Origin of the sequence: Sphaerisporangium sp. NBC_01403 (assembly GCF_045040145.1) — a bacterium.
Classification (GTDB): domain Bacteria; phylum Actinomycetota; class Actinomycetes; order Streptosporangiales; family Streptosporangiaceae; genus Sphaerisporangium; species Sphaerisporangium viridialbum.
On sequence record NZ_CP109534.1, the window covers coordinates 9,258,378 to 9,271,200 of the forward strand.

14 protein-coding genes and 1 pseudogene are annotated in these 12,823 nt (G+C 65.8%); 9 read left to right on the plus strand and 6 right to left on the minus strand.

Annotated features, from left to right (window positions below; all coding sequences use genetic code 11):
- Positions 1 to 521 precede the first annotated feature (521 nt).
- Positions 522 to 1,553, plus strand: coding sequence for a hypothetical protein (locus OG589_RS41780; protein ID WP_405144344.1), 1,032 nt, complete (start codon positions 522 to 524; stop codon positions 1,551 to 1,553).
- Positions 1,554 to 1,939: 386 nt separating this feature from the next.
- Here the strand turns inward: OG589_RS41780 and OG589_RS41785 are convergent, their stop codons facing one another.
- The gene (locus tag OG589_RS41785; RefSeq protein ID WP_405144346.1) at positions 1,940 to 2,443 is read right to left on the minus strand and encodes a hypothetical protein; all 504 of its coding nucleotides are present in this window, start codon (positions 2,441 to 2,443) and stop codon (positions 1,940 to 1,942) included.
- Between the two features lie 86 nt (positions 2,444 to 2,529).
- Here OG589_RS41785 and OG589_RS41790 point away from each other — a divergent pair, with 86 nt between their 5' ends.
- The 4 genes and pseudogenes from OG589_RS41790 to OG589_RS41805 all read left to right on the plus strand — a co-directional run bounded on the left by OG589_RS41790 (position 2,530) and on the right by OG589_RS41805 (position 4,451).
- On the plus strand, positions 2,530 to 2,868 hold the full coding sequence (locus tag OG589_RS41790) for a PadR family transcriptional regulator (protein WP_405144347.1): 339 nt from the start codon (positions 2,530 to 2,532) through the stop codon (positions 2,866 to 2,868).
- Positions 2,850 to 3,428 carry a hypothetical protein gene (locus OG589_RS41795; RefSeq protein WP_405144349.1) on the plus strand — a complete coding sequence of 193 codons (579 nt, stop codon included), beginning with the start codon at positions 2,850 to 2,852 and terminating at the stop codon, positions 3,426 to 3,428. The genes OG589_RS41790 and OG589_RS41795 overlap by 19 nt, the downstream gene beginning before the upstream one ends.
- 372 nt (positions 3,429 to 3,800) lie before the next feature.
- Positions 3,801 to 4,013, plus strand: a pseudogene (locus OG589_RS41800) (three-helix bundle dimerization domain-containing protein); the annotation flags it as partial.
- Positions 4,014 to 4,019: 6 nt separating this feature from the next.
- Entirely contained in the window at positions 4,020 to 4,451 is a 432-nt protein-coding gene (locus OG589_RS41805) for an arsenate reductase ArsC (protein ID WP_405152225.1), read from the plus strand.
- Positions 4,452 to 4,602: 151 nt separating this feature from the next.
- On the opposite strand, the gene OG589_RS41810 is transcribed toward OG589_RS41805, so the two are convergent.
- The 3 genes from OG589_RS41810 to OG589_RS41820 all read right to left on the minus strand — a co-directional run bounded on the left by OG589_RS41810 (position 4,603) and on the right by OG589_RS41820 (position 7,841).
- Positions 4,603 to 5,814, minus strand: a complete 1,212-nt coding sequence (locus OG589_RS41810; RefSeq protein ID WP_405144351.1) for a M28 family peptidase — start codon at positions 5,812 to 5,814, stop codon at positions 4,603 to 4,605.
- 654 nt (positions 5,815 to 6,468) lie between these two features.
- On the minus strand, positions 6,469 to 7,557 hold the full coding sequence (gene arsB / locus OG589_RS41815) for an ACR3 family arsenite efflux transporter (RefSeq protein WP_405144353.1): 1,089 nt from the start codon (positions 7,555 to 7,557) through the stop codon (positions 6,469 to 6,471).
- Positions 7,554 to 7,841, minus strand: a complete 288-nt coding sequence (locus OG589_RS41820) for an ArsR/SmtB family transcription factor (RefSeq protein ID WP_405152226.1) — start codon at positions 7,839 to 7,841, stop codon at positions 7,554 to 7,556. Before OG589_RS41820 ends, arsB begins: the two co-directional genes overlap by 4 nt.
- Before the next feature lie 312 nt (positions 7,842 to 8,153).
- Here OG589_RS41820 and OG589_RS41825 point away from each other — a divergent pair, with 312 nt between their 5' ends.
- The 4 genes from OG589_RS41825 (at position 8,154) to OG589_RS41840 (ending at position 12,034) form a co-directional block, all read left to right on the plus strand.
- A complete protein-coding gene (locus OG589_RS41825; RefSeq protein WP_405144355.1) occupies positions 8,154 to 8,582 on the plus strand; it encodes an arsenate reductase ArsC in 429 nt (142 codons plus the stop codon).
- Positions 8,583 to 8,663: 81 nt separating this feature from the next.
- A complete protein-coding gene (locus OG589_RS41830; protein WP_405144356.1) occupies positions 8,664 to 9,344 on the plus strand; it encodes a helix-turn-helix domain-containing protein in 681 nt (226 codons plus the stop codon).
- A 186-nt stretch (positions 9,345 to 9,530) separates the two neighbouring features.
- Entirely contained in the window at positions 9,531 to 9,716 is a 186-nt protein-coding gene (locus tag OG589_RS41835) for a hypothetical protein (RefSeq protein ID WP_405144358.1), read from the plus strand.
- 1,283 nt (positions 9,717 to 10,999) lie between these two features.
- The gene (locus OG589_RS41840; RefSeq protein WP_405144360.1) at positions 11,000 to 12,034 is read left to right on the plus strand and encodes a hypothetical protein; all 1,035 of its coding nucleotides are present in this window, start codon (positions 11,000 to 11,002) and stop codon (positions 12,032 to 12,034) included.
- A 96-nt stretch (positions 12,035 to 12,130) separates the two neighbouring features.
- Here OG589_RS41840 and OG589_RS41845 read toward each other — a convergent pair whose 3' ends face one another.
- Entirely contained in the window at positions 12,131 to 12,394 is a 264-nt protein-coding gene (locus tag OG589_RS41845) for a hypothetical protein (RefSeq protein WP_405144362.1), read from the minus strand.
- Between the two features lie 2 nt (positions 12,395 to 12,396).
- On the minus strand, positions 12,397 to 12,744 hold the full coding sequence (locus OG589_RS41850) for an MFS transporter (protein WP_405144363.1): 348 nt from the start codon (positions 12,742 to 12,744) through the stop codon (positions 12,397 to 12,399).
- Positions 12,745 to 12,823 lie beyond the last annotated feature (79 nt).

Below are 12,823 nucleotides of genomic sequence, written 5' to 3' on the forward strand. Positions count from 1 at the left end.
CCGTAACTCGACCCGGTGAACGTTCGTGGCCACCGCACTAGTAGTCGTCGGGTCGCTTGACCAGCTTGCCGTAGACGAGGGTGGCGCCGGCTCGGACGAGCGCGGCCAGGTGTCGGCCGTTGACCGCGCGCAAGCGGCCGAACCCGCTGCCGGTAACGCGGCGTGCTGCAACCGGGCTGATCGTCCTCAGGCCACTGCATTTCACCGCGGTGTCCGCCGCTCGTCATGTGTCCGAGCGTCAGGGGAGTCAGACGAACACCGCGTGACGATGAGAAGGGCGACCGTACAAGCGTCGATCGATAATCAATGGTTGAGGCAGTGGCTCAATCTGTGTGCTGACCTGCTGTATCTGTTCGACCTCTATGCCGGGCATGCATGGGCTCGTGGTCATCTCCTTGACGCGATCCATGAAAAGATCATCCGATGACTTTGCCATGAGAGCGCGGCCTCTCTCCTGAGAAACCGTTGGGCAGTCCGAAATTTGGGATGTTTTGTCGTACGGATGGGTCACAATGTGTGCCATGCAAGGACAGAACAGTTTTCGTCTTCCTGATGGCTCGCGGCTGGTGAGCCAGCAAGGCCATGAATACCAGCTGCGCGTCGACATGCCTGGTGATGCAGACGGTTTCTTCGGCCGCCAGTGCCCGAGCTGCTGTCAGCTTTTCCGTGTGAATGCCGACGACTACGAGGCCCTGCCCGAGGACATCCGGTTATGGTGTGTGTATTGCGGCCACGAAGAAGAGCACTCGGAGTTCATCACTGATCAGCAGGTCGATCGCGCGACCAGAGTCGCATATGATCTTGGTGTACAACTTGTCGCGCAAGGGCTGGATGACACCTTTAGCCGGTTGGCCCGGAAGTCGCGTGGCGGGGGGTCGTCGATACGCGTCTCCTACCGCTCCAAGCCGTTCTACCCCGAGCCGCTGCCGGGTATCGACGAGGAGCGGCTGATCCGGGTGCGGCAGTGCGTCTCCTGCGCCCTGCGCTATGCGGTGTTCGGGGAACATCGATACTGCCCGGTGTGCGGGCTGTTGTCTGCGGACGTCGTTGCTGCAGATGTCCTGCAGGCCGAGGCCGCCCGACTCGACGCTTTGGCCCAGTTGCCGGTCGGAGTGGTGGCGACGTTGCGTGAGCAGGGAGTTTTCACGCGGTTGTGGGTGGACACTCTGGAAAACCTCGTCGGCCTGGTCGAGGCTTTGGCCGGTGCGACGTACCGGGCAGCAGTCCCCAACGCTGAGCAGAACCTACGCGGCAAGGGGAACATCTTTCAGCGGCTTGATGACACCGCTGCTCTATTCGCAGACGCCGGATATCGGGATCTGCGTACCAGCGTGGCGCCTGCTGTCTGGCAGCGCCTCATTGAGGTATGGACGGCCCGGCACCTGTTCACCCACAATGACGGCATCGTCGATCAGCGGTACCTCGACAAGAACCCCGGCGCCCCGGTCGAACTGGGCCAGCGGCTGACCATCACTGATCAGTTGTGCCGCCAGGCACTCTGCGATGTCGAGGTCTTGTGCCACGCCATCACCGGCCTGACCCAGACGCCGTAGTCCCGCTTGGTGGGTCCGGGCCTGCCTCTACGGCGTCGCGGTAACTGCCGCTGACTGGTGCGCGTTTGACCGGCCGACCAGCGGTGTTTCCTCGGTCATTTACTAACGGAAGTTCTTGCGGACTTGGCCGACGCTTCCTACGCCAGCTTGTGCGAGACCTATCTGAACGGGGCGCCCGGACCAGCGGCGGAGGATCGCACCGCACACCTGTCGCCGCCCAGTCTCTTCACGGCGTGACCGATGTCCTCCACTGCGGGCTCGCTGCCGGTGGGGACGATAAATCCGTCCGGCACCGGCAAGCCGCCTGTGGCCAGCATGGCCAGGTTGGCTGCCTTCCCGCCAATCAAGGCCCGGTGCTGTCCCATCCGTCTTCGTCAAGCTCCAGATCATGATGTCCCCCTCTTCGCGGGAAGCCGGTGCTTGATCGCGCGTGCGATCAGCGGAAGGCCGATGAGGCTGGGTAACGTCCACGAGATCCAGGTCGGGAGCCTGTCCCAGATCGGCAGGTTCTTGCTGTTGTCGATGTAGAACCCGGTGAGCAAGGCGATGTAGGACAGCCCCATCCCGGCGATGTGGAGGTTGGGCCGGCGCCGGCGGTTGCGGTAGCCGACCAGTCCCGCCGCGAAGGCCAGGGAGCCGACGGCGAACAGGTGGGCGTTTTCCCGCCAGCGGATCACCGCCAGGATCGTCATCGTGGCGAACACGACTCCGAGGCCGAAGATGTAGATCCGGCCGGACCTCATGTGCCGGGCGGAGCCCTTGGCCGACAGCGCGGCCACCGCACCGCAGGCCACGCACACCAGGCCGGCGGTGACATGGACGGCCAGCGCCGCCAGGAACACCGGCCCCGCATTCGGCACCGGGACGCCTAAGACATCGATCTCATCCATGCCGACTCCATACGTAGCATCCCTACATGTAGCGACGCTACTCCAAGGATTGCTCCGGCAGAAGACCCGATATAGCGTTACTACCTATGAGGGCCGAAGCACTCAAGGGACACCTGGACGGGCTTTTGCTGGCCGCTTTGGAGCAGGGGCCGCTGCACGGGTACGCGGTGAAAGAGTCCCTCCGCGAGGCGACCGAGGGGCGCATCGACCTGCCCACCGGCACGGTGTATCCGGCGCTGCACCGGCTGGAGCGGGCCGAACTGATCGCCGGAAGCTGGTCGGTCGTCGGCGGGCGCCGCCGCCGCACCTATGAGCTCACCGAGGCCGGCCGCACGGCGCTCAGCGGTGAGCGCGCCGGCTGGCTGGAGTTCGCGACCACAGTGACCGCGGCGCTAGGGGCGCGGCAATGGCCGGCCACGACCTGATCACCGCACAGCTGGACATCCTGGCGGCCCGCCTCCCCGCCCAGGCGGTGCGGGAACTCGCCGACGGACTCCAGGACGCCTACGAGATGCACCTCGACGCCTGCGGCGATCCCGGGCAGGCCGCGCGGGCGGCCATCGCGGAGTTCGGTGACGCGGACACGGTCACGGCCGCGTTCTTCCACCACTCGCCGTGGCGGCGCGCCGCCTTCCTCCTGCTCGCCACCGGGCCGTTCATGGCCGCCGCCTGGGGCGCGACTCTCCTTGCCGCTCATGCCTGGACCTGGACGGTGCCGCTTCCCGTCAAGATCCTTTATGGCATGGCACTCGGGACGATTGCGTTCGATCTGGTCATAGTGGTTCGGGAGAAGCGTGCTTACAGGCGTACACGAGTGGCGCTGGTCGGCAGTGCCGTGGGGTTGATCGTTCTCGACGGGCTCGCACTCACCACGATCGCGATCATGGTGTCGACTCCGGTGTGGCCGATGGCGGTAGCCGTACCGGCAAGCCTGATCCGGATTCTGGCCACCGTGCGCGGAACTCGAGCAGCGCTTACCTCATAAACGGATCGGTGGTGCGGCTGGGCCCCGCCGATCTCCGCGGCCTGGCGGGTCAGGGTGGCGCACACAGCCTGCCTACTGCACAGGCAGGACCTTCAGCATTCCGGCTTACCGCTGACGAGCACGCGTTCACCTGGCCGACCAGCGGCGTTCCCCTGATCGTCATTTGACATCGGAAGTTTGAATCAATGAATATTGACTCAATTCACGTTGACTGATCTCCGGTCGCTGCCCTCTAGGCCCGCAAGAGCACGGGGCCCGCAGCATCGGCCGGCACCAGCGGGCCACTATGGCCCACCACCTCGAAAGCGACTTTCACCACCTCGCCGGCCCGATCGGCCGGCTGGCCCCAGCGCCCCCATAGGAGTAAGAGACATGCCTCAGACCTACCGGCGCGACGACCTGAGCGTTGATCAGCAGCTCGCTTTGGCCACCGCGGCCCGGCGGCTACGCGAGGATTTCGCCGGAACGTTCGGTGAGGAGACCATCGAGCGGTTCCTGCACTCCAGTTATGACCAGTTCGCCGTCCGTGGGAAGATCCCGAACTTCCTGCCGTTGCTGGCCGAGCGGTTCGCCCGCCAGCGGCTGCACGCCATGGCCAAGGTCGAAGGTAAGAGCGACGGCCGGCCGATCGTGCTGTTCTTGTGCGTGCACAACGCCGGGCGCAGCCAGATGGCCATGGGCTTCTTCCAGCACCTGGCCGCAGACCGTGCCCTGGCCTGGTCGGGAGGCGCTGAGTTCGCCACCGAGATCAACCCGGCCGCTGTGGCCTCGATGGCTGAGCGCGGCATCGACATCTCCGGCGAGTTCCCCAAGCCCTGGACCGAGGAGATCATCCGAGCCGCCGACGTGGTCGTCACGATGGGCTGCGGGGACGCCTGCCCGGTCTTCCCCGGCAGACGCTACCTGGACTGGGAACTGGACGACCCGGACGGCAAGAGCGTGGAAGAGGTCCGGCCGATCCGCGATGAGATCGAACGCCGCGTGCGTGACCTGCTCGCCGAGCTCGGCGAGCAGGCCGTCTAACTACACGCCGACATCAATCCGGTCGCTGGCGAGGCGATGACCGAGGTCGGCGTGGACGTCACCGGCGAGCACCCCAAGGTCCTCACCGCCCGCCCGGCGTGACAGGCCAGCCGGGGGGCCGGGCCGTTGAAGTGCCGTCAGCACCTGACCTTTAGGCTCGCGGCGGCTGGGCGAGCAGCCACACGGTGGCCACCAGCAATCGCGCGGCGGCCAGTAGGGTGGCCGGTTCAACGCGGTCGGGCGTCTCGGCTGGGGTCTGGTAGCCGGGCATGCCCATCCCGATGCCGATGGCGGCCAGCCCGGCCGCGGCGTAGCGGCGGTTGTCGGAGGCCATCGCGCCCGCCCGCAGCGGCACGCCCGTCAACCGCGCGGCCTGGTCAAGGGGGGCCAGCAGCGCATGCGCCGGCCCGCCTGCCTCTACGGCGGCGGCTTGGTGGAGTTGGGCCGCACCGTCCAGGTTGATCACCAAGGTGCCCGGCGGCACGCTTGGGGCATGATGGGCCGATCCCCACGCGCCGGCCTCCTCGGCGTCCAGGAAGGACACCGCCAGGTCCACCGGCGGGGTATGGGCGCCATGCAGGACCCGGGCAGCTTCCAACACAGCGGCCACGCCGGAGGCGTTGTCGGCGGCGGCGGGCAACCGGCGGTCTGGGTCATCGCCTACCCCGTCGAAGTGCGCGGTCAACAGCACCCGCGGCGGCTTCTCCACCTCGCGGGTCTCCGCCAGCCTGATCGGTAGGTGCCCATGGACGTTGACCCCGGTGGTGGCGATCGGCCGCAGTGGCATCGACGCGGTCACTCTCACGCCACCTGCAATGACGGCATCGGCCAGCTGCTGGTGCAGGTCGGTGCGCACACCGATGACCGGCACCGCGCGAAGCGCGGGCCCTGCGATCATCTTGGGCATCCACCCCTCAGCGTCGGTGCCGCGGGCCATCAGTACACCGACCGCGCCTTCAGCCTCGGCGCGCTGGCAGGCCTGTGCCCATTCCCCCGCGGGGGCCAGGATCCAGCAGCCTCTGACATCGGCGGCACGGGGTTCGGCCAGCGGCGCCGACCGCGGGTCGGGCAGGTCGGCCGAGGCAAGGTGCTCGACGAACTCGCGCCGATGCTCCAGGCGCCGCGTGCTGCCAGAAATGCTCCACTCCAGCACCGGCGTGGCATACAGCTCGCGCACGCCGGCGACCGGGAAGCGGTCGAGATCGACGCTGGCACCCAGGTCGCCGAGCCGGTCGGCGAGCCAGCCGGCGGCCGCCTGGCCGCCGGGGGTGCCCACCCGACGGCCCGCGTAGCGGTCGGCTGCCAGCGCGTTGACGGTGGCCGCCATGCGTCGCGCGTCCAGGTGTTCCAGAGCTGCTCCCATGCCGGGGACCTGGAATACCTCCGGCGCCACGGGGAGCGAGCTGGGCAGCGGGGAGCTCACCCACAGCACCCGGTGGAGGCCTCGGCAGAGGCAGGGGTCGACGCGGCCGCGGGGGACCGCCCGCAGCATCCGGTCTGAGCCGCCTGCGCGGCCTCGGCCTCGCCCCCGCAACACGCCGCAGCGGCCGTAGCCGGGGTGGTCTCCGGGGACGCGGTGGTGGGGCTTCCGCAACACCCTCCGGTTGCCGGTGGGGTGAAGGCCTCGTCCAGATTTCCGATGAATCCACCAGTGACGTCGCTTGCCATCGTGGGGCTCCCTTCGGGACGACGGGCGCGGTCATGGCGCCGATCCCGTACAACGCGGATTTGATTGATGTCTAACCAAGGACAGCGTTCCACGTTGATTAGAGCGACGTCAAGATAGATGGAAATCTAATCAGTTTAGGGCGGCGATGGTCGCATCGCCGCACGTGGCTGTCGTTAAGGAAGCCTGCCCGAGGTATACGTGACCCCGTTGAGCCAGGTCAGCGGGCTCACGCCGGGACCGATCCGCTACCTGACGACAGCATGGTGGCGGAGCTCTTGACTCCGCCACCATGTGAACTTCGAGCCCCACCGAAGCCTCGGGCCTACGGCCGATACTCGGGCCACGACGTCAGCGGGCGGCCTCCACCACTGACGAGGTGAACTTCTTGCGCCAGGCCAGGGAGACGTAGACCAGGGCCACAAGGACGGGGACCTCGATCAGAGGTCCGACAACACCTGAGAGCGCCTGCCCGGAGGTGACGCCGAAGGTGGCGATGGCGACCGCGATGGCGAGTTCGAAGTTGTTGCCGGCCGCGGTGAAGGCCAGGGTGGCGGTGCGATCGTAGGGCAGACCGATGACTCGGCCGAGGGCGAAGGAGCCACCCCACATCACGGCGAAGTACACCAGCAGCGGCAGGGCGATGCGTACCACGTCTGCGGGCTGGTTCGTGATCGTCTTCCCCTGCAGGGCGAACAGGATGACGATGGTGAACAGCAGCCCGTACAGCGCCGCGGGGCCGATCTTCGGCAGGAATCTGGACTCGTACCAGTCGCGGCCCTTGGCCTTCTCACCGGTACGGCGGGTGAGGTAGCCCGCCAGGAGCGGGATGCCGAGGAAGACCAGCACATTGATCACGATCTTGGTGACCGAGAAGTGCAGGTCGTCGGTCTGCAGACCCAGCCATCCCGGCAGGACGTCAAGGTAGAACCAACCGAGCACGCCGAAGGCGAGAACCTGGAACACCGAGTTCAGCGCGACCAGGACGGCGGCCGCCTCGCGGTCGCCGCAGGCCAGATCGTTCCAGATGATGACCATCGCGATGCAGCGAGCCAGGCCGACGATGATCAGTCCGGTGCGGTACTCGGGCAGATCGGGGAGGAAGATCCAGGCGAGCGCGAACATCAGCGCCGGGCCGACGATCCAGTTGAGCACCAGCGAGGAGACCATGAGGCGCCGGTCCCCGGTGACGGTGTCCAGGCGGTCATACCGAACCTTGGCCAGCACCGGATACATCATCACCAGCAGGCCGAGGCCGATGGGCAGGGAGACCCCGCCGATCTCGACCTTGCTCAGCACGTCGTTGAGGCCGGGAATGGCTCGTCCAAGCCCGAGGCCGATGGCCATGGCGGCGATGATCCACACCGGCAGGAAGCGGTCCAGGGTGGACAACTTGCCCACCAAGCCCGCTTCGGAGGCGATGGTCGGTTCGACGATCACGTACAGGGCCTCTTCTTCTCGGCGGTAGCGGTCTCGTAGGCAGCCGCGGCCAGTTCGCCCAGTGCGGCGGCGAGGGCTTCCACAGTGGCGGGGCGGAGCTTGTAGTAGGTGAAGCGCCCGCACGGCTCGGTCTCCACCAACCCGGCCCGACGCAGCACCTTCAGGTGGTTGGAGAGGTTGGTCTGCTTGGCGCCGGTCTCTTCGGCGAGGTGGCAGACGCACAGCGACTCCGTGGCCAGCAGAGTGATGATCTGCAGACGCAAGGGATCGGCCAGGACCCGCAACGTATCACTCACAACTGATATCACGCCACAATGATACGTTGCCCGACCGCTGCCAGTCGCCGGCTCCCTGCCTTAGGTGCCGCCCGCCATGCGACCGGTCCGCAGACTGGCCGTTTGAGTTACTCCGAGACCGTAAGACACGAGCCGCATCTGGGCGGCTGGGCACCTGGGGCCACCCCTAGGACTCGGCCATAAGTTGACAGTAGCTGGACGACTCAATAGATTTTGAGTCAATGAATGATGAGTGGATTTCTGGGTGAGGGTGCGAGGCCCGGGAGGGCCACATGCCTACGCCCGCGGAAGGGATTTCGATTGAGCACCACCAAGCCCAGCGTTCTGTTCGTCTGCGTTCACAACGCCGGGCGCTCCCAGATGGCCGCCGGGTGGCTCACCCACCTTGCCGGTGACCGGATCGAGGTGCGGTCCGCCGGCTCCGCACCTGCTGAGACGATCAACCCGATCGCCGTCGAGGCGATGGCCGAGATCGGGGTCGACATCACCGGTGAGCAGCCCAAGGTCCTCACCCCTGAGGCTGTTCAAGCGTCGGATGTGGTCATCACCATGGGGTGCGGCGACGCCTGCCCCATCTTCCCCGGCAAGCGGTATGAGGACTGGAAGCTGGACGACCCGGCTGGCCAAGGCATCGACGCCGTGCGCCCCATCCGCGACGAGATCCACACCCGGGTCGAGGAGCTCATCGCTCAGCTCGTGCCGGTGGCGCATTCCGGGTCGCGCCGTTGACCTGCGGGCGTGCACCTGCCGCAGATGCCCATGCACGCCGGCCACTTGACGCGGCAAACTGTGTCAAAGAGTATTGAGTCAATGAACGCTGATTGGTCTTCCTCGGTGCGGGCGCGAGCCCGCGTGCACGCGGCACTCGGCGACCCGGCCCGGTTGTCGATCGTCGAGCGGCTGACCCTCGCCGACGCCTCTCCCGGGGAGATCGGGCGAGACTTCGGTCTGCCCACCAACCTGCTCGCCCACCACCTGAACATCCTGCAGGAGGCCGGCCTGGTGGAGCGGTGCCGCTCGGAAGGCGACCGGCGGCGCACCTACCTGCGCCTGGTCCCCGGCACGCTCGACGGCCTGCTGCCGGTCAGCGAGCGGCAGGCACCCCGGGTGGTGTTCCTGTGCACGCACAACTCGGCACGCTCACAGATCGCCGCCGCGCTATGGGCCCGCAAGAGCACGGTGCCCGCCGCATCCGCCGGCACCCAGCCCGCCGACGCGGTGCACCCGGACGCGATCGCCGTCACCCGCCGCCACGGGCTGAGGCTGCACAAGGCCCGGCCCGTCCATCTCGAACAGGTCGCGCGTCCCGGAGATCTCGTGATCGCCGTCTGCGACAACGCCCACGAGCAACTCGGGCACGACGATCACCTGCACTGGTCGGTGCCCGACCCCGTTCTCGCCGGCACCCCCGACGCCTTCGAACGCGCCTTCGCCGACCTCGACAGCCGGGTCGACCGCCTGGCCTCGGCCATCCACCCCCCGCAGGAATAACGCCATGCCTGTGCCTCGCGGACTCCAGGACCTTGGCGTGGACCAACTGCCCCAGGACAGACCGCAGGCACGGCGGCCTGCCCTCCGGTCAACGACACATCTCGAGGCCGTACCGAAAGGATGATCTCCTTGAGCATTCCAGCCGCGCCCGAGACTCACCGCCCGAGCGGCCGAACGGAGACTGCCATGATCGGTCGCCTGCTCGCCGTGTGGCAGTGGTGCGCGAACCACCGTCTGATCTGGGGAGCCATCGCAGCGGTCATCTGGGCCGCCGTCATGTACCAGTTCGTCGACGGACTGCTCATCGCGGCCCTATGCGGAGCGGCTTTCGGCGTGGTCTCAGCCGTGACACTGCCCCGGCCACCTAAGTGACCCGGTCTTCGCCGAGCCCACTACCGGCACGGCAAGGCTGCTGTCTGTGGCTTGGGCACAGGCTCGCAGCCATGATGAGCTTGACCTGACCACGGCATTCTGAAATACGACTCCACCGGCTCCGGCATGCCTTGGGATCGGTGTCGGCGGCACACCCAGCCCAGCGCAGGAAGCGGGGATATCCGTCTTTGGCCCTGACTGATTGATATTTACGCCGCTGCCGCTATCTTCTGTACGACGGCATGATAACGAAATTCTTGCCTCGTGTTCATTGGCAACGGGGTTACACGGGAACCTTGAAATTGATCTGATGCATATGGCCGCACTGACGCTCATCGCTACCGAAGCGGCCACTCGGCATTGGCTCCAACCCCAGATTGTGGTCGACATTCTCTGGGCCATGGCCACCCCAGCCGATCGTCTGGAACACCTTCACTCAAAGTCCATTTCCAATCGGATCGACCTTACGTTGTTCCATCGAACGACCAACCCCACGGAAGCACAGGCTGCGGCTGTGCGTCTGTGTCAACGGGCTTTGGAGCACTCGCCGTCCCTGCAGGGATGGGCGCTGTACGAACCGCCGTAGCCAGAAGATCATTAGGGTCGATCCGCTCTCCCCGCAACCGATCGCTCGCTAGCTCATGCAGCGATATTCGCAGCAATCCCGTCAGATTCCGCCTCATACCAGCACCGTGCTCTTGCACCGTCGGGGTGGTGAGGAGCAGACCATGTACAGCAGCAAGAAGATAAGGAAATGCGGCTGGTCATCATCGGCGGCAGTGACGCCGGGATCGAGGCAGGATTGACCGCTCGGGCTCTGGACCCCAGCGCCGAGGTAACCCTTATGGTCGCTGATCGCTACCCCAACTACTCCATCTGCGGCATCCCTTACCACGTCTCGGGAGTGCCGGATTGGCGTGATCTGGCGCATCGCACGCAAGACGAGCTGAAGTCAGCCGGCCTTCGGCAACCGCCGCGGCGGCCCGGTGCCGCACCGACACCCAAGCCCCGCCACCCACCAGTCCCGACCAGCAACCGCCTGCCGAGCCCGGCATGATTCCGCTGACGGTCGCCGAGATTAAGCGCCTGTTCAACGCCACCACCGCCCGCACAGCGTCGCTGGAACACACCGCTCACTGGTCAGCCTGGCGCCGCCGCCACCAAGCACGCGCCCGCTGGTTCCATCGTCGCGCCCGCGGCATATATCCAGCTCAGCTAACGAATGGCGCTTGCCGTACTAGGGCACTGCGCAGGGCCACTTGGTAACGCTACGATCGACAGTTATGGAGCAAGCGCTGTGGGACCCACGCGAGCGTGACACTGCCCGAAAAGAATTCAAGACGGCACTTTACGCAACCCGTCTTTCCTCTGCCCAGTATCGGCAGGCCCGCAATAACCATGTCACCCACGGCAAGCAGTTCTTTGAAGTTCGACTATGCAGAGACCAATGGTATTTCGATCTCCAGGAGTTCATTCGTTCGATCATCTATCTCGCCGAAGTCGAAACAACGGTCGATCTGGCCTCCTTCTTGCGTGAAGCCGACACGCTCGGCGAACTACCGGAGTCGCGTCAACTGGATCGCGCCAAGGCTTGGCTTGCCGAATGCCGAGAGGTTGTAGACCTGCTATTTGCTGCATACATCAAAGCCGGCAGTGGTGGTGACCCGGAGAAGCTATCCGGAGCCTGGGAAGAGTGGGGAATTTCGCTCAAGCGATGGGGATATGCCTTGCGCAATAGAGAAGAGGTGCGCGACAAACTCTTCACGCAGCGCAAAGATGGCTACGACTTGGACCTGTCGGCCCATGAAAAGTCTCCAAGTTCTGATCCATCTCCCAGCGAGCTTACGAGGGAAAGTCTCGAATGGGCTCGTCAGCACGTTCGGCAGCAGGAAGGGCGGAGCGAGGAGAGTAAGCCGGCAAATGGCGATCCGCTTCCCCTCGGCCGAAAGCCGGAGATGATACTGACTTTCGAGGTCGAAGCAAGGCGATATCAGTTGATCATCCAAGGAATCATCACGATCGTCACGCTTCCTGGTTATCGTGAAGCTAGGCGACTCAAGAAGGGGCAGTATGTCGGCCTGTCGTTCCAGCGAGATATTCACTATGCGAAGGTGCGGCGGGTGGAGACTTACCATTCAGTGGATAGCCTGATGGGTGCTGAGCCTTCGACTTCGCTCGATCCGGACAGGTCTTCAAGGCAGATACAAGACCAATGTCATCAGCAGTATGTTTCGTACAAGCTTCGTCATCCCGCCGAGGATGTACGAGGGGTGCTGGCTATTGAGCTGGAACTCCCGCGAAGCATGAGGGAGCGATAAGTGGTCGTCGCTTCCAAGTGCGGTGCGAGCTTCCGACGTAGGAGACGGCAGTGAGCAGTTCCCGTGCCTGCTCAGGATTGACGACGGCGCGCCTGTCTACGGCATCATCTTTGGCGACCTTTTTCTGTTTGATCCGTTTGAGCGGATCTGCTTGAGTTCGCCGAGATCCACCCCGTATTCCAGCGCCGTGTTCAGCCCTCGGCGGCGGCGGGCGCTGGTGTCGGCGGCGGCGGCTCGCTGATCCAGGGTCAGGCCAAGGGCATCACTCACGCCGCGCGCCACGATCGGGTCTGCCATGGCGGCAAGCGGGAGCGTGCATTTCTGGAGAACCCGCAGGGTCGACGCCAACTCGGCGGGCACGGCTACGCCGTCCTCTCCGGCAGCACCGCCCGTACCCGCAACCGGATCGGCACCCGCTCCCGCGCGGTGGCGCGGGCCGTGCGGCGGATGGCGAACACGATCGCGGCCGCGGCCAGCAGCCCGGGGATCACCGACACCAGGATCGCGGTCCTGACGCTGAAGGCCGCCACCAAGGCGAGCGCGAGCAACGGCCCGCCGATCGCGCCCAAGTTGTCCATCGCCCGCTCAAACCCGTAAGCCCAACCGTAGGCCCGCGCGGGGACCAGGTCGGCCAGCAGCGTGTTACGCGCCGGAACCCGAAGCCCGCGAGCGAACCACGCCCCAGCCCGCAGGGCCCCCCGGCCTGCCACACGTTCGTCGACAAGCCGATCAGCGACGAGAGCACCGCCGTGGTGGTGTAACCGCCAACCGCCACCGTATGGCGGCGCT